The organism is Rhodopirellula sp. MGV, from assembly GCF_002251265.1.
GTDB classification, from domain to species: domain Bacteria; phylum Planctomycetota; class Planctomycetia; order Pirellulales; family Pirellulaceae; genus Stieleria; species Stieleria baltica_A.
In genome coordinates this window covers 16,119-33,047 of the sequence record NZ_NPDI01000004.1, presented here as the reverse complement: position 1 = coordinate 33,047, position 16,929 = coordinate 16,119, and the positions used below count along the sequence as shown (strand labels likewise).

The window sequence follows — 16,929 nt, the reverse complement described above, 5'->3', positions numbered from 1 at the left end:
TGTGGAGTGTTCGGCGTGTGCGCGCACCGCTAGCCCGCCAGCTTTCGAATCGTTTTCGGAGCCGAATTGTTTGTTGTGTGGGCAGGCGTCGGTGGGACGGTCGAGGTCGCTTCCCCGCCAAAGAGACGAGAAACACGTTGTTGTGAGGAACGAGCTGTCGCCGTTCTTCGACGGTGGAAGCGGTGTCGAGTGCGCGAACGCATGCGGACCGAGAGCCGGGCGTTTCAATCACGCTGGCAATCGGGGCGGATAGATCAATGAAACGCAGTCAGGTCTGCGCGGATAAGAGGCCTAAGGAACCGGCGGTTCGGGAGGCGTTCGCATCGAGATCGCGGTTTCGTCAAATGAACCGAGGCGGTCGATCAACAGCGGTTCGGTAAGGATGACGCGATGCATGGGTGAGACGTAGGCGGCAGCAAGCAACGACCAGATGTAGGTCAGGCCACGGCACTCGGCCGCTTTCCAAAAGATCAGTGTTTTAGATCCTGTGGCAACGGTCGGTTTGGTTGTCTTCGAGACCGCGTTGTTTCGGTCGCGGTGCGAGCAGTGGCAGCAGCTTGTTTTCGCCGGGGCCGTGTCACAGGCGTTGGCAACGCGATCGACAAGGAACTGAGGCGGCGTGACACCATTTTCGCGAGCCCACTGCAGTTTTTCCTGATCGGTGTGGCAGCAGCAGCGATCCCAGCAGTGTTCTGCCGAGGGGCAACCGCAAGCACAGGATTCACAGGGGAACCGTTCCGCCGTTTGGTTGGAGGTGTTCGAGAGCGGCGGTTGAGAGATGAACCCGGTCAGCGCAATGACGATCGAAAGCAGAAGCAGCCATAGCAGGCTCTGCCGTGTTCGACCGTCTCGGACCAGAATTCGAATCAGATAACTCAAAGCGGACAATCGCTAGAGGTGAATGCCGCTCGTTCCTCACGGCGGCGATTATGGCTGGAACCGTTTGGTTGAGCAATGGTGACCGCGTGATTGTGCCGGTTTGCCACACCGGCCAACGAAAAACGGCCGGGTCTGTTGGTGGCAGGCCCGGCCGTTTTTGGATGATTGCAAGCGAGTGGACTCGCTATGTTTCGACTTGGTGCGGATGTCTTACGCGACCAATCGCAGGCTGTCTGCTTCTTCGGCTTTGCCAGCGACGATGCCTTCGATGAATCTTCGAAGATACGGACGTCGAGTGCCGAAGCGGCGGCGCATTCGGGGTGGAACTGGGTGCCGATGGCGAACCAGTCCATCATTTCGCTTTCGATGGCTTCGATCACGCCATCGGGGCAGCGAGCGGTGACGCGGAATCCGGGAGCAACTTCATCGATTGCCATGTGATGGCGGCTGCTGACACGGATTTCACCGTCACCAAAAACACGTCCGACCAGCGAATCGCTGACCACTTCCAGGGTGTGGCGGTGGTTGGGGTCGTGTGGGTCGAGGTGAGGAACGGCTTCGGGAAGGTCTTCTTTGATGTGCAAGAACAGGTTTCCACCCTGCTGCACATTCATCAGTTGCATGCCAGCACCGATTGCCAACAACGGGATACGTCGCTCGGCGATCTCCGCCATCAAGAGGCGGTCGCTGGTTTCGCGGACGGGGTCCATCGGCCGGACACTGCTGTGAAGCATGAATCCGTCGTTACGTGGGTCTAGGTCTCCGCCACCGATCATCATGAATCCATCGACGAAGTCGAGGACTCGTGCGATCGAATCAGCGTCGTCCATTGGCGGAACGACAACCGGAATGCCCCCTGCTGAATCAATCGACTGAAAGTAACCTGCTGCGAGGTACGCGAAGCCAGGTTTGTTGCGATCGGCCGCCTTGTAGTCGCAGTTAATTCCGATGATCGGCTTGCGAGTCATGTTATCGCTAGACATCCGACATTTCCTCATTGAAGTCGAAATTGCAATCTAAGACACAACAACGTGTTGCATCTGATGAAACGCGCTTGGTCCCTCGAACATGAACGGGTGGGGGGAGACTTGAGCGCCGTACCTGGCGAGCAAGTCGATCGACGTTTTTGTTCGATTAGAAAAGTCGTAGAGAAACGCGGTAGCGAGCCAAGAAGAAATTTCCTTAAAGTGCAGCCCTGCAAATGGCAGATATTGACGCAATGTCGATCGCAGGCTCCGTGGCGACGTGGCCAAGCGCATTGGGGCCAAATACGATGGCCGCGATGCCGATGACGACAACACCGTTCCGTCATGGATTCCCACTTTGATCATCCCTGAAGTCTAGGACCGCACTTACGGTTCGCTTCCGGTTAGAGGCACATGCACACTCAAGTGCCTCCCCGAGCGGTGGGAAAACTAGCCTGTCAAAACGCCAAAAACAAATACTCTCCATATCTTGTGGAGAATCGCGTCTGCTAGCACTACAGGCAGTGATAGCATTGGCGTTTTGTGCTAGCAAAAGCGTGTTTCACGACGCGTGAATGCGTAAGCTTTTCGCACCTGCACAGTCAATGCTGCACCCTGTTCGGCGTGTTTCGTCAGCTGGTGTTGCGGGGCGATCCAACTGGGTGGTGGTCGGTGACCTGTCCGCCCCTTTGCAGTTTCTCGGCCGTGCCCGATGATGACGGTTTGATCCAAGGGATTCGAACCCGTCCAACGATTCTTTGACGTTATTTAGGCTGCGAAGTGAAATTTGACCAAGTTCGATTGGCGTCGATCGGCACCGTCCTACCCACCGAAATCTGGACCAGTGACGACATCGAATCGCGTTTAGCCCCACTCTATGAACGCCTGCGTCTTCCCGAAGGACGTTTGGAATTGATGAGCGGCATTGCCGAGCGTCGCGTTTGGCCGGAGGGAACCAGTCCCAGTGGCCCAAGTATCGAAAGCGGCAAACGGGCCATCGAAGCCGCAGGGCTGAACGCGGATCAAATCGGTTGTCTGATCCATGCCAGCGTCTGTCGCGATTTCTTAGAGCCCGCGACGGCCTCGAAGGTTCATCACGGCACCGGGCTGTCGGCGGATTGCTGGGTGTACGATGTGTCCAATGCCTGCTTGGGGCTGATTAACGGTGCGATCCAAATCGCGATGATGATCCAGTCCGGTGCGATCGAAGCTGGCATCGTCGTCGGAACCGAAAACAGTCGCATGCTGTTGGAATCGACAATCGCTGCACTGAACGCTGACAAATCATTGACTCGCAAATCAGTCAAAGGCGCCTTTGCTTCGTTGACGATCGGTTCGGGAAGCTGCGCCTGGTTGTTGACCCATGAGCGATTGGCACCCGACGCGACCAAGTTGCAATGTGGAATTGCCGAAGCTCGCACGCAGTATCACGACCTGTGCGTCAGCGACAGTGACTCGGCGGGGGCCGGGATGCAGCCACTGATGGAGACCGACAGTGAAAAGCTGATGGCCGAAGGGATCGCGACCGGCGTGGCAGGTTTTGAAAAGCTGCTCGCCGAAAGCGGTTGGTCACGATCCGATGTGACGCGCAGCGTGTGCCACCAAGTCGGTATCCGCCACCGCGCCGCAATGCTGGAAGCGATGGGATTGCCACAGGAATCCGACAGCGTCTCGTTTCCCAAACTCGGAAATACCGGTTCAGTCGCATTGCCGTTGACCGTTGCCGCGGCCGCTTCTCGGGGCGAGCTGAACGCTGGCGATCAAGTCGCGATGCTGGGAATCGGATCTGGGATCAACAGCGTGATGCTTACGACGACTTGGGGGCAGACACCGGTTGCCGGGGATATCGACGAGATTTGATTTCGGGGGGAAACGAGAATCGCCTAAAGGCTAGACTCCAGCGGGGAAATTGCCGGCAATTTGTGTCGCCGGACGGCCACGGTGTCGATGATCGGTCGTATCTTCGGGCCCGCGAAGCGTTGTCTTTGTACTGAAGACTGCAAAATGCCCCGTTGGCCTTGAAATCCGGGGCGTCAACAGCGACACTTCGTGGCCCCAAACCGAGATTTTGTGCGTGACCGATGTCAGATGTGTTGTCTGGCGTTCACCCTGCCGATGCCGGCCACCCGAAAGTGGTGCCGTTGATCAGTGGCAGCCGGATCACGCCGCCGACGGAATTCGATTGATCATCGACCCACCGAAGGCATCCCAGACCAGCCGCTGACAGCGGCATTGGAGAAAAACGAGTTATGGCACGTTATACCGGACCAAAAGCACGCGTTAACCGCCGTCTTGGCACCCTGATTTACGAAACCGCCGGTGCAGCTCGCGCGCTCGATCGCCGCAACACACCTCCTGGGATGCACGTCCGTGGACGCCGCCCAAGTAACTACGGTGCGGCCCTGCAAGAAAAGCAAAAGATCAAACACTATTACGGTTTGGGCGAACGCCAATTGCGCCGTTACTTCGACGCAGTTGGTCGTAAATCCGGTAACACCGGTGAATTGTTGTTGATGATGTGCGAGCGTCGTTTGGACAACGTGGTTCGCCGCGTCGGTTTCACCAAGACCCGTCCACAAGCTCGTCAAGGCGTTGCCCACGGCCACTTCTTGGTCAACGGCGTCAAAGTTGACAAGCCCAGCTACATCTTGCGACCTGGTGACATCGTCGAAGTCCGCGGACGCGAAAATCTCCGTAACCTGTACCGTGGCGTGATCGCCAACGCAGCGCCCGATGCATTGGATTGGGTGACCTTCGACAGCGAAAACCTGAAAGCGACCATCCTCGGTCTGCCTGGCCCAAGCGACATCAGCTTGCCAGTTGACGCGAACAGCGTCGTCGAATTCTTGTCGCGCTAATTTGCGTCGACCGCATCGGCGTGCCGCCGGTGGTGGCACGCGGTAGGTGCGATAATACGATTTCGGGCTACTTTCCAGCTCTATGACAGTACTGGCGGTTGAGTTTACTCCACCGCCAGCCTGTATGTTGTGGAAAGCGTAGGTCGGTATCATTCTGTACCGACGTCGTGTCCGCCGAGACGCAACCTGATTCTGAACCTCGCGATAAACGATTGATTAACCATGCATAGCCCTGTTGTTGTCTTGGGCGGTGGCCCCGGAGGATATGCCGCAGCCTTTCTGGCGGCCGACGAAGGATTGGATGTCACCATTGTGGAAGCCGAACCAAGGTTGGGCGGGACTTGCCTGTTGCGTGGTTGCATCCCCAGCAAGGCACTGTTGCATGTCGCGAAGGTGATTCAAGAAGTCGACGAGCTGAAGGAAAAGTGGGGCGTCAGCTATCCTGGTGAACCGTCCATCGATGTCGACAAGGTTCGCGCACAAAAAGATCAGGTGATCACAAACCTGACCGGCGGTTTGGCGAACTTGGCCAAACGCCGCAAAGTCACCGTCATTCAGGCCCGTGGCCGCTTCGTTAATTCGACCACGTTGTCACTCGAAGGCGATCACGAATCGATTCCAGAAGGCGGCCAAATCACCTTTGATCATTGCATTCTGGCAACAGGCAGCGTTCCCGCGATGCCGCCTGTGTTCCAGGTCAGCGATCGTGTGATGGACAGCACCGGTGCCTTGGCACTGGCCGATATCCCCGAAACGATGCTGGTCGTCGGTGGCGGATACATCGGGCTTGAAATGGGCAGCGTCTACGCCCAGTTGGGCAGCAAAGTCACCGTCGTTGAATTGGCCGAAGGCTTGCTGCCCGGCGCCGATCGTGATCTCGTTCGCCCGCTTGCCAAACGCATCGACAAAATCTGCGAAGGCCGCGTGTTGACGAACACCAAGGTCGGATCAATGGCCGAGGTCGACGACAAAGTCGAAGTCACCTTTGAAGGTCCCGGTCACTTCGGGCACGAGCGTTTCGACCGCGTCTTGGTCAGCATCGGCCGTCGCCCCGTCACTCGCGACCTGGGGTTGGAAAACACTTCGGTCGTGGTCACGCAACGTGGTTTCGTCGAAGTCGATTCACAGCAACGCACTGCTGACCCGCACATCCTTGCGATCGGCGATGTTGCCGGTGATCCGATGCTCGCTCACAAAGCGACCCATGAAGGTCGTGTCGCGGCCGAGGTCATCGCTGGAAAGTCAGCTGTCTTTGATAAGAAGGCGATTCCCGCGGTTGTCTTTACCGATCCCGAAATCGCTTGGGCCGGTTTGACCGAAACGGAAGCGAAGCGTGACGGCGTCGCGTACGAAGTCGAATCGTACCCCTGGGCCGCCAGCGGCCGCGCCCAAGCGTTGGGCATCACCGAAGGCCTGACCAAATGGTTGGTCGAACCGGAAACCGGCCGAGTTCTCGGTTGCGGGATCGTGGGATCGGGCGCCGGTGAACTGATTGCCGAAGCGGTTTTGGCAATCGAAATGGGCTGTGAAGTTCATGACGTGACCGAGAGTGTGCACCCGCACCCGACGCTCAGCGAAACGCTGATGAACGCCGGTGAAGTGCACTTCGGAACGGCCACCGAAATTTACAAGCCGAAGAAAAAATCCGCCCCTGTTGCTTGAGACAGCGATGACTCAGCGTGTTTACATCAAGACCGTCGGCTGCCAGATGAACGTTCTGGACAGCGAAATGGTGATCGCCGATTTGAAGCGTCACGGTTACACCGTCGTTGACAGTCCGGAGGAAGCCGATTGCGTCTTGTACAACACCTGCAGTGTGCGTGAGCATGCCGAGGAAAAGGTCTACAGCGCACTCGGCAAGATTCGTTTGTCGAAGGACAAGCATCCAGAGAAAACGATTGGCGTGATGGGGTGCATGGCACAGAAAGATCAAGAGTTGATCTTCAAGCGTGCGCCTTATGTGGATCTGGTCGTCGGTCCAGGGCAGCTGCACACGATTCCAGGATTGCTAGACAAAGTCCGCAACGGCGAAGGCCGCCAGATGGCCGTGTCGTTGTCACGCAAAGATGACAAGCAAGCTGTTGTCGCACGGTCGCACGAAACGTTCGACCCGCTCCGTGATCCAGGCATGCGGCCGACCCCGTTCCAGGCTTACCTGCGGATTCAAATCGGCTGCGACAAGTTCTGCACCTACTGCGTGGTGCCGAATACACGTGGCCCTGAACAAGGACGTGCGCCACAGCAAATCCTTTCTGAAGCTCGCGTGTTGGCCGAGCAAGGTTGCCGCGAAATCACGCTGCTTGGGCAGACGGTTAATAGCTACAAACACATCGCCGATGGCGAAACGACTGACATGTCGTCGCTGTTGGAACTGCTGCACGAAGTCGACGGCATCGATCGCATCAAGTTCGTCACGAACTATCCCAAGGACATGACCGAGCGGTTGCTGGTCACGGTCCGCGACCTGCCAAAGGTTTCGCCGTACTTGCACGTCCCCGCGCAAAGCGGCAGTGACGAAGTGCTCAAGCGGATGAAACGTGGCTACACGATCGCCGATTACATGGAGATGTTCGAGCGAATCGAACGCATCCTTCCCGAAGCCGCAGTCAGCAGTGACTTCATCGTTGGCTTCTGCGGTGAGACCGACGAAGACTTTGAAAAGTCCGTCGCACTGGTGGAACGCTGCCGGTTCAAGAACAGCTTCATCTTCCAGTACAGCGTCCGTCCGGGGACGAAAGCATCGGAGCGTTTCGAAGACGACGTGCCGCGTGAAGTCAAAGCGGAACGCAATCACCGTTTGCTGGATGTGCAGAATCGAATTGCGAAAGAAGAAAACGCTAAACTGGTCGGCAAAGACGTCCAGGTCTTGGTCGAAGGTCCCAGCAAAAAGGCCACCGACCCCAATGCCGCCGTTGTCCAAATGACCGGACGCACCCATTGCGATCGGATCGTTGTGTTCGACGGAAACCTTCGACAAGCCGGACAGCTCTTGGATGTCCATGTCGATGACGTTAGCAGCCACACACTGATCGGGCGGGTCAAAACTGTCGACGTCGTCACGATCGGACTGTAAGAGATATATCTGTGACCGACATTCATCAGCATCAGTTGCCATCCGGCATGACGGTGCTCGCCCAGCCAATGCCCTGGTTGCGAACCGCCGCGTTTACGTTGTCACTTCGCGCCGGCGTGCAAGACGAACCGATGGATCAGTCCGGTTTGTCATCGCTGGTTTGCGAGATGGTCCAGCGTGGTGCCGGACATCACAACAGCCGTGACCTGGTCGCGATCCAAGATAACTTGGGGATGGACAGAAATAGCGGCGTTGCCACCGCGACCGTGTCATTCGGCGGTGCGATGCCTCGTGAATCGATCCGCGATGCGATCTTGCTTTACGCCGATATCGTCCGTCGTCCGCACCTGCCTAGTGACCAGCTAGACGACGCGTTGATGATGATGCTTCACGAGTTGCGTGCGATCGAAGACGAGCCCGCACAGCGAGTCATGCGTCGGCTTCGCGAGATGCATTACGGGAAACGGCTCGGACGCGGCAGCCAGGGAACAAACGAGTCGTTGTCTTCGCTGACGATGAAGCAGGTCCAAGAGTTCTATCAATCTCATTACAACGCCACCGAGTCGATTTTGACGGTGGCGGGTGACATTCGCCCCGACGAGATCTTCGCGATCGCCGAAGAAGCATTCGGTGATTGGAAAAGCGGCGAGCCGTGTCCCATGCCGGTTCCTGATGGGAACCCCGGCTATGAGCACCTGCAAGCCGACAGCAGCCAAACGCACATTGGGTTTTCGTTCCCGAACATCTGGTACGGTCACAAAGATTACTTTCGGATGCGCGCCGGGATTGGGATCTTAAGCGATGGCATGAGCAGCCGCTTGTTCGATCGCGTCCGCGAAAAGCGTGGCTTGTGCTACACCGTTTCGGCCAGTTGTCATTCGCTGCGGAACGCCGGCGGCGTATTTGGCTATGCCGGGACGACGCCACAGCGTGCACAGGAAACACTCGACGTCACGCTGGGTGAGATTCAAAACTTGGCTGACGACTTGGAACAACAAGAGCTCGATCGCTGGAAGGTCCGCATCGAGAGTGCGTTGATCATGGAGCAAGAATCGAGTGCTTCACGGGCCAGTTCCTTGGCGAGTGACTTTATTCAGATCGGCCGAGCGATGCCGACAGAAGAGCTCAGCGCCATGATCGAATCATTGACGCTCGACGACGTGCGTGATTACTGGAAACAGCATCAGCCAGCGGATTATCGGATCGTCACCTTGGGTGTCGAACCTTTGACGGTGAAGTAGGCGATTCCCCGAACCCCACGTTGCGCTTCAAAACCTACCCCGACAATTTCATGCCCGAATTCAAGAAAGCGACACTGAAGAGCGGTCTGCGGATCGTTGCCGAAACCGATCCCCGCAGCTACTCGATGTCGTTGGGCTATTTCGTTCGCGCCGGCGCTCGCAACGAACGTGACCCGCAATCGGGGCTCAGCCATTTTCTTGAACACATGATGTTCAAGGGCACCAAGCGGCGTAGCGCCGAAGACGTCAACCGCGAACTGGATGAACTCGGCGGCCAATCGAACGCCTACACGTCCGAGGAGCAAACGGTTTACTACGCGACGGTGTTGCCGAAGTTTCAAGACCGCATCGTCGACTTGCTGACCGACATGATGTCGCCGGTGCTGGACGAGGGTGAATTCGAAACCGAGCGTCAGGTCATTTTGGAAGAGATCGCGAAGTACGAAGATCAGCCTCCGTTCGGTGGCTTCGAACGCGCGATGGAAGTTTTCTTTTCGCCTCGCGGATTGGGACGCCGTGTCTTGGGAACGCCCGAGTCCATCGAAGCGATGACGGCGGCGCGGATGCGAGACTATTTCTTGCAGCGTTATCGTCCTGAAAACATCGTCGTCGCCGCTTCAGGAAACGTTGACTTTGATTCATTGGTCAGTGAAATCGAGCAACGTACTGGTGACTGGGCATCGCGCTTGCCAGTCAGCGACGTGCCAGATGACGATTTGAATACGCTGCCCGAAGGCATTCAGCTAGACACACGCTTGGCGACCCCTGATGCGTCGCAAGCCTATGCGATCATGATCGGTGACGGGCCTTCTTCCGCGTCGCCGGATCGCTACGCGGCTCGTCTTTTGGCATCGGTGCTGGGTGACGAAGGCGGCAGTCGGATGTTTTGGGATTTGATCGACACCGGCCGCGCCGAAATCGCGACTTGTTGGCCACAGGAGTTCAGCGACTGCGGTTCGTGGTTTACGTACCTTGTTTGTGCGCCAGAAGATCTGCAGAGCAATAAGAAGTTCATTCAGGACATCGTTACCAAATTGCTCGAAGACGGCGTCGGTGAAGCAGAGTTGCGTCAAGCGATCAACAAAACCACCGCTGGCTACATCATGCAAAGCGAGCGGCCCAGCAATCGACTGTTCAGCATTGGCAGTCGTACGCTGATGCACGACGAATACATGTCGTTGGACGCGACTTTGGACCGAATCAAGGCAGTGGACGAAAACGCGATCTCTCGTGTTGCAAAGGAATTCTTGTCCGCCCCGGCAATGGAAATCATCGCGTCGGCCGCCAGTGATGCTGAAGATACATCGGCGGCATCGAACTAGTTGGCGCCAGTAGTCACCCCTCTGTCGGTTTGTGGCGGGCAACTAGAGGCGTTATGATTGGCGTCGGCAGCAAGGTCGCCGCTGCCCTGGTGATAGCGGTGATTGGTTGGTGATCAATGGGCTGCTTCGACGATTCGTGTCCTTCGAAGTCTGAAATCTGGGGGTTGTGATGCCGGTGTTGGTGGAAGGCACCGCCGTGGTGATTCGCAATGATGCGTTGGATCGCTGTTTAGAAGGCGGGGCGGCAGACTTCCACACGATCGCGCCAAACGCAATGTCATTTGGCGACGGCGAACTTTCTCAGGCGAGTTTCATGTCACCGCGTGACGCGGAGATCTTCTTTGAGAAGCTTGTGTTGATGGGCCTTCGTGGCAGCGCACCTGATCCGGAGGTGGTGCTGGTTGATGCTTATCAACAATCCGTAACACCTGATTGCGAATGGTTGCAGTTGATGGAGTACAAAGGAAACTTGATCGCCAGTTTGGCGGGCAACCAATCCAACGTCGTCGTCGCGCCGGAGAGTTGGGATCCCGAAGAAGGCCCTACGCTGCAACACATGTCGGCGGATGAAGTTCGCGAGCGTCTGAAATTTGTTCGTCGCGAAGACAAGGTCGATGTGTACTGTGATAAAGAAACTGGCGAGCTGCTTTACAGTGCCCGGATCAACGAAACGCCCGAGGAAATGTATCAGCGGGCCGCAAACGTTGTGTTAGCGAACATGCGGATGCCCGGTGGCCCGCCACTGAAGCCGGATCAGCAATCAAAAGTCCGCACCGCGATCGGTACGCTACAGCATCTTCTTAGCCGTCACGACGATTCTTGGCGAATCTGGTTTCTGTTGGGAAAGGCCTGGCACGCGGTGCAGCGTTTACCGCGTTCGGTTCAGGCGTATCAACATGCTGACGATGTCGCCGACGAACCGCAAACGGTGATTTTGAAAGAATGGGCCGGCGTACTGTTGGAAATGCAGCGAACGAGTGACGCCTGCGAAATTGGCGAACGTGCCGTAGCAATCAAACCGAACGACGTCGAATTGCTCGGCAACCTAGCCGTGGCGTACTTGTTGGACGAACGGTTGGAGTCGTCGCAAAAGACGATCGAGCACGCATTGTCGATCGGTCCAAATGATAAAACCAATTCGTTCATCCATGGACGAATTCGTGAGATCTGCGAAGGCGATTCACCCCGACCTAAATCAATCGCCGAACTCGAACGACGCGACCCGACATCGAGTCGTGCACCCGAATCGACGTCGCGACCAGACCGGCAACCGCCGTGGTGGCGACGTTTGTTGCCGAAATGGGGCAGGCGAGAGAGGGACTAAATCCCGGTTCGCTCGTATCGCTAACGAAGGGGGGAGGCGGCCGTCCAAATCCAAACCGAAAGCGATTCGGAAGAGTTCAGAGTCTGGGGCCGATTTAGTAGCGAGCTATACTGTCGTAGACGATGGCTACCGTCACCGGCAAACTGTTTTCAAGCATGCTCGCCCTCCTGTGACCCGCAAACCCGCTGCAACCGATTCGACCCATCGATGGCGTGACGATTCGTCATCGCGGTTCAAGCAGGTCCCGAGCCAGCCTTCTGCCGCGGAAGACTCACCCTCGGTGCCTCCGCCGCTACCTTCCGAGCCACCAGACGAGCAAATCGCTGAATCGGCATTGGAGGTTCAAACCGAATTCTCTGATCAATCCGATGAACAGACGCCGCATGATTGGAAGACGCGGATCGGTTCAGTACGATTGTCATCATGGTTGGTCAGCTTGATCATTCACTTAGCGGTGTTGATTCTGCTGGCCGTCTTGACGTTCCAGCTAGGCGGCAACGACACGGGAATCGCGATCGACGGTGCGCAGTCAACCAGCAGCACCGATGTCGCGATCGAGTCGTTGAATCTGTCGCCCGATCTGGCCGAAGACAACGACCAAGCACTTGATACTCAGGTCGAAGTCAACGTGATGCAAGTTGATACCGACATGGCGTCCATTCAAACGGATTCCCTGATTCCCAAGAGCCCGCTTGATATCAGTGATTCAGAATTGCTGAACGCTGGCGGCGGTCCTCAGGTCAGTCAAATGATCAGCTTGATGGGAGGCGGTGGGCTCTCGGCACGCACTCCCGAAGGCCGAATCAAGTATGGCGACAAATACGGAGCCACTTCAGAGAGCGAAGCCGCTGTGGAAAACGCTCTTCGTTGGTTGGCCGCACATCAACAGTCCGATGGGTCTTGGTCATTCAATCTGGACCTTGCCCCGTGCAACGTCGTTGTCGGCATGGCAAGCCGGAAAACGAATCGACACCGACACCCAAGACGGCGGCAACGGGACTAGCATTGCTGGCTTTTCTCGGGGCCGGATATACGTCCGATGCAGGACCCTATCAAGATGAAGTTCGCAAAGGGATTTACTACCTCCGTTCGGTTGCGCTAGAAACGCAATACGGCTTCGACTGGCAACAGGGCGGAAGCATGTATGGCCATGGGATCGCGTTATTGGCGATGTCCGAAGCGATGGCGATGATGAAGATCAACGACCAGTTCGATAGCGACCTGTATCATCATGTCAGCGAAGGTGCGAACTTCACAACCTTCGCTCAACATCCCAACGGGTCATGGGGTTACACGCCGGGGCGGCCGGGGGACATCACGATTACGGGGTGGCAGGTGCTTTCGCTGAGCACGGCAAAGAAGGCGGGAATCGAAACGCGAAGTGATCTTTTCGCACGTGCGAAACGTTTTGTGATGAGTGTTCGTGACGAGCCTAGATACGAGTTCGGCTACAACAGCCCTAAACCGGAGCGGACGACGACAGCGATCGGATTGACATTGCTGCTGTATCTCGGCCAACAGCCCGGTCACAGTTTCTTTGACCAGGAATTCGACCGCCTAGTCGAGCGTGGTCCAATGCTGACAAACGTCTATCACGATTACTACGCGACGATGGCGTTGCACCACGTGCGTCACCGCGATTGGGAGCTCTGGAATACCCAAGTGAGAAACCATTTGGTGCGAACGCAAGCGACCAGCGGTCATGAAGCGGGCAGTTGGCACTTCAAAGACAAATGGGGCGATGTCGGTGGCCGACTATATACAACGGCGATGTGCGCGTTGATTTTGGAAGTCTATTATCGCTACTTGCCCTTGTACGAAGCACCGGAAGAGTTCCCGCTGTAATTCTGATCAAGTCAAGCTGCAAAGATTGCCCGGGGCGATCAAGTTTTAGTCGCGTGGTTCAGCCATCTGCAAACTCCGGCAGGCGTCCGCAGCGATTATTCCGAGCGAAAGCCGGGAAATTTTGGCGGTGAGTAGACAGCGCGCGGCCAAACGTCCGTCGCTTTGCTGCGGTTGAAGCGATTGCGACATGCGTTGCTTGCTTGCGGCGTGAAAAATCTCGCATCAACGCACTAATGTGATGGCGGGCGCAGCAATCTGGCACAGGAGGTGCGTTGGAGCTCTCTCAAGATCATCGCGGACTGAGCCAAAGGCGGATTCAGTCCGGCCCGAATCGACCGGTTCTAGGACCATCGTTACTAGCGACAAAATGATCTTTCCGGTCAAACGAGAGGTAGTTTAGATGTCACGTATCATTCGACATGCATTGGTCGCCGTCGCAGTCATGACGGCATTCAGCAGCGTCAGTTCCGTTGTCTATGCAGGACACATCCGCAGCACTGCTGAGCGTCGCGAGCATCCAGGACGTGGATTGTGGACACACCACAGCGTCCAAACTTCGCAGCCGCAGCAAGTTGACTATGTGGTGGTGTCTTCGGACAAGACCTAACACTTGGTGCAGGTGATTTGAATTGACACTCAGTCTTGATCGATTAGGTCAGTCTTGATTGATTGAGTTGACAAACTTCGTTTGAAAAGAAGAACGCGGAACGACCCGTTTGGGCTGTCCCGCGTTTTTTGTTGTTGAGCGATGTCATTTCATCACGCAGACGTACGGCAATCGCTACGCACTGTGGATCGAACGTTTGTCGACCGCCAACGCGGCTTCGTGAACGGCTTCGGCAAGCGTTGGGTGAGCATGGCAGGTACGTGCGATATCTTCGCTGCTGGCACCGTATTCCATGGCCGCGGCGGCTTCGGCGATCAGGTCACCGGCGCGGGCACCAATGATGTGGACACCCAAGACGCGATCAGTTTTGGCATCGGCCAAAATCTTGACACGTCCATCTGCTTCTCCCAGGGTTTGTGCACGTCCGTTGGCGCCAAAGAACCCGATGCCTTTTTTGTAGTCCACTCCGGCTTCCTTGAGTTGGTCTTCGGAGCGACCGACGCTGGCGATTTCCGGGTGGGTATAAACGATCGCGGGGATCACATCGTAGTTCACATGTGTGTGCATGCCGGCCATCCGTTCGATGCAGACGATTGCTTCTTCCATCGCCTTGTGGGCCAGCATCGCGCCGCCGATGCAGTCACCGGTTGCATAGATGTTCTCGGCTGAGGTTTCAAAGTTCTCGTTGACTGCCAAGAAGCCGTAGCGATCCGTTTCCAGGCCGACGGACTCGAGTCCGATCTGGTCAGTCGCGGGACGACGCCCGGTTGCCAACAACACGCGATCGCATTCAATCGGCTCACCGTCTTGGATTTCGACGATGCACTTGTCGCCTTTGACGGTCGCTGATTTGACAAAGGTTTTGGTATGGATCTTGATGCCTTGTTTCTTGAACTGGCGATCGGCCAGTTTGGCCATGTCGGCATCGATTCCGGGGAAGATTCGATCGGCGGCTTCCAGGACGATCGTTTCGCTGCCCAGGCGATTCCAGACACTGCCCAGTTCCATCCCGATGTAGCCGCCACCGATAACGACCAAGCGTTCGGGGACATCGGGAAAGCTCAGCGCGGTGGTGCTGTTACCAATCCGGTCGCCGTCTTCTTCGACGCCACGCAGTCCAGCCGGGACACTGCCGACGGCGATTAAAATACGGTCGGCTTCGATAACAACATCGCCGTCTTTGCCACTGACGATGACCGAGTTCATGTCACGCAGTTTTCCGCGACCGTTGTAGGGTTTGACCTTATTGGATTTAAACAGCATGCCGATGCCGCCGGTCAGCGTGTCGACGATTTTGGCTTTGCGCTGCATCATCGCTTGCAAATCCAACTCCAAGCCGCTGACTTCTAAACCGTGGTCGGCGAAGTGATTTTTCGCTTCGTCGTACAAGTGGCTGGATTCAAGCAACGCTTTGCTGGGGATACAACCGACACGCAAACAGGTCCCGCCGAAACGGTCGTTCTCGTCGATGCAGGCGACGTCAAATCCCAGCTGAGCGGCGCGGATGGCTGCCACATAACCTGCGGGACCGCCTCCAAGGACAACCAGTTCATGTCGGACCGTTTTCATCTTAGTTTTGCCGATTCTTGTGTGTGTTGGTGCGTGCGAAAGGAGTCGTCGATGCCACACTGTACGGCGCAGACGAATCGCGGTAAATCACCAACAATTCTGCTTGCCGTCTAGGGATGTCTGCACTACCCAGTTCCTATCGGGTCTCGTTAACATAGGCCGCGTTCGATTCATCACTGTTCGTCGTCTTTGTTCGATTTGTAGCTGTTTTTCCACCCTCGCCCCGGCGTCTGCCTTGGTCAAGAAACGAATTCGCAAATACGTTGGGCCGGTTCTGGCAGCCGCACTGTTTTTGTTGGCGTTGCGACTGCTGGTCAATGAAGCTCGGCAGATCACGTGGGAAGAATTCAAACGTGGCTTCACCGGCGTACCTGCGAGTCAGATTGTGATCGCGGCGTTCTTGGTGGCGTTGAACTACGTGATGTTGACGGCCTATGACATCTTAGCGCTGCGCTATGTCGCACGAAGTTTGCCACTGCGGCGAGTCTTGTTGGTGTCGATCTCGGGGTTTTCCCTCGGTAACAACTTGGGGACGCTGCTGGCCGGTGCCCCGATTCGATTCCGCTTTTATTCGCAGTGGGGGTTATCGCCAGGCCAGATCCTGGCGTTGATCTCGGTCGTGGGGTTAACGTTCTGGAGCGGCTGGTGGTTCTTGGGCGGCATGGTGCTCGTTTGGGTTCCGTTGCAATTGCCGCCTGACGTGAATTTGCCGTTCGGGACTCAGACACTTGGCTGGATGCTGTTGTCGCTAGCGCTCGGGTATTCGGCTGTCTGTTTCGTCTGGCGAAAACCTTGGCCGATCGGTGAACTGCACCTTCGCCCGCCGCGTCCGGGATTGATGTTTGTTCAAGCTTCCGTTGCGGCGACTGACTTGCTGATCTCGGCGACGGCACTTTATCTGGTACTGCCGGGCGATTCCGCAGTGCCCTTCGCGCAGGTCTTGGCGGCCTTTCTTGTCGCGATTGGGGTCGCAATGATGACGCAGGTACCGGGCGGACTCGGCGTTTTGGAAGTGATTCTGTTGGCGCTGCTAAAAGGGTCGGTGGGCGATTCGGTGCTCGCGTCGGTACTGATCTTTCGGATTCTGTATTACTGGCTACCCCTGTTGGCTGGGATGGCTTGTTTGGTCGGCCACGAAATTCACAGTGGCGCACTGGCGGCGAAACAGGCCGCGAACTCCGGTGAAGTGAAGTGTGAGCCCGTCGAATCTGAAGCACCAGCGGAATAGCGGATTCGTGCGGAATCG

General features: G+C 56.6%; 14 protein-coding genes. 11 read left to right on the top strand and 3 right to left on the bottom strand.

Translation table 11 applies throughout. The features are described 5' to 3' along the window. Positions 1-291: 291 nt before the first annotated feature. Together CGZ80_RS02200 and CGZ80_RS02195 are read right to left on the bottom strand one after the other, a co-directional pair. Positions 292-879, bottom strand: a complete 588-nt coding sequence (locus CGZ80_RS02200; RefSeq protein ID WP_094411142.1) for a hypothetical protein — start codon at positions 877-879, stop codon at positions 292-294. Further along, positions 876-1,862 carry a gamma-glutamyl-gamma-aminobutyrate hydrolase family protein gene (locus CGZ80_RS02195; RefSeq protein ID WP_233148171.1) on the bottom strand — a complete coding sequence of 329 codons (987 nt, stop codon included), beginning with the start codon at positions 1,860-1,862 and terminating at the stop codon, positions 876-878. The genes CGZ80_RS02200 and CGZ80_RS02195 overlap by 4 nt, the downstream gene beginning before the upstream one ends. Positions 1,863-2,624: 762 nt before the next feature. Between CGZ80_RS02195 and CGZ80_RS02180 the strand changes: the two genes are divergently transcribed. The 10 genes from CGZ80_RS02180 (at position 2,625) to CGZ80_RS02135 (ending at position 14,114) form a co-directional block, all read left to right on the top strand. Further along, on the top strand, positions 2,625-3,704 hold the full coding sequence (locus CGZ80_RS02180; protein WP_094411139.1) for a 3-oxoacyl-ACP synthase III: 1,080 nt from the start codon (positions 2,625-2,627) through the stop codon (positions 3,702-3,704). 389 nt (positions 3,705-4,093) lie between these two features. Continuing rightward, positions 4,094-4,702: a 30S ribosomal protein S4 gene (gene rpsD, locus CGZ80_RS02175; protein WP_094411138.1), complete on the top strand. Its 609-nt coding sequence runs from the start codon at positions 4,094-4,096 to the stop codon at positions 4,700-4,702. Positions 4,703-4,924: 222 nt separating this feature from the next. After that, positions 4,925-6,364 carry a dihydrolipoyl dehydrogenase gene (gene lpdA / locus CGZ80_RS02170; RefSeq protein WP_094411137.1) on the top strand — a complete coding sequence of 480 codons (1,440 nt, stop codon included), beginning with the start codon at positions 4,925-4,927 and terminating at the stop codon, positions 6,362-6,364. 7 nt (positions 6,365-6,371) lie between these two features. Beyond that, on the top strand, positions 6,372-7,775 hold the full coding sequence (miaB, locus tag CGZ80_RS02165) for a tRNA (N6-isopentenyl adenosine(37)-C2)-methylthiotransferase MiaB (RefSeq protein WP_094411136.1): 1,404 nt from the start codon (positions 6,372-6,374) through the stop codon (positions 7,773-7,775). Positions 7,776-7,786: 11 nt separating this feature from the next. Beyond that, positions 7,787-9,016 carry a M16 family metallopeptidase gene (locus tag CGZ80_RS02160; RefSeq protein WP_233148170.1) on the top strand — a complete coding sequence of 410 codons (1,230 nt, stop codon included), beginning with the start codon at positions 7,787-7,789 and terminating at the stop codon, positions 9,014-9,016. Between the two features lie 50 nt (positions 9,017-9,066). After that, positions 9,067-10,338 carry a M16 family metallopeptidase gene (locus tag CGZ80_RS02155; RefSeq protein ID WP_094411181.1) on the top strand — a complete coding sequence of 424 codons (1,272 nt, stop codon included), beginning with the start codon at positions 9,067-9,069 and terminating at the stop codon, positions 10,336-10,338. Between the two features lie 169 nt (positions 10,339-10,507). Continuing rightward, positions 10,508-11,662 carry a tetratricopeptide repeat protein gene (locus CGZ80_RS02150; RefSeq protein WP_094411135.1) on the top strand — a complete coding sequence of 385 codons (1,155 nt, stop codon included), beginning with the start codon at positions 10,508-10,510 and terminating at the stop codon, positions 11,660-11,662. Positions 11,663-11,831: 169 nt separating this feature from the next. Continuing rightward, complete coding sequence (locus CGZ80_RS02145) at positions 11,832-12,665, top strand: hypothetical protein (RefSeq protein WP_094411134.1); 834 nt, start codon at positions 11,832-11,834, stop codon at positions 12,663-12,665. Then, positions 12,590-13,507 (top strand): hypothetical protein, encoded by a 918-nt coding sequence (locus tag CGZ80_RS02140; RefSeq protein WP_094411133.1) that lies wholly within the window; start codon positions 12,590-12,592, stop codon positions 13,505-13,507. Before CGZ80_RS02145 ends, CGZ80_RS02140 begins: the two co-directional genes overlap by 76 nt. A 400-nt stretch (positions 13,508-13,907) precedes the next feature. Continuing rightward, positions 13,908-14,114 carry a hypothetical protein gene (locus tag CGZ80_RS02135; protein WP_094411132.1) on the top strand — a complete coding sequence of 69 codons (207 nt, stop codon included), beginning with the start codon at positions 13,908-13,910 and terminating at the stop codon, positions 14,112-14,114. Positions 14,115-14,288: 174 nt separating this feature from the next. Here the strand turns inward: CGZ80_RS02135 and lpdA (CGZ80_RS02130) are convergent, their stop codons facing one another. Then, on the bottom strand, positions 14,289-15,683 hold the full coding sequence (gene lpdA, locus CGZ80_RS02130; protein WP_094411131.1) for a dihydrolipoyl dehydrogenase: 1,395 nt from the start codon (positions 15,681-15,683) through the stop codon (positions 14,289-14,291). Between the two features lie 235 nt (positions 15,684-15,918). On the opposite strand from lpdA (CGZ80_RS02130), the gene CGZ80_RS02125 reads away from it, so the two are divergent. Continuing rightward, complete coding sequence (locus tag CGZ80_RS02125) at positions 15,919-16,911, top strand: lysylphosphatidylglycerol synthase domain-containing protein (RefSeq protein ID WP_094411130.1); 993 nt, start codon at positions 15,919-15,921, stop codon at positions 16,909-16,911. The last annotated feature ends 18 nt before the right edge of the window (positions 16,912-16,929 follow it).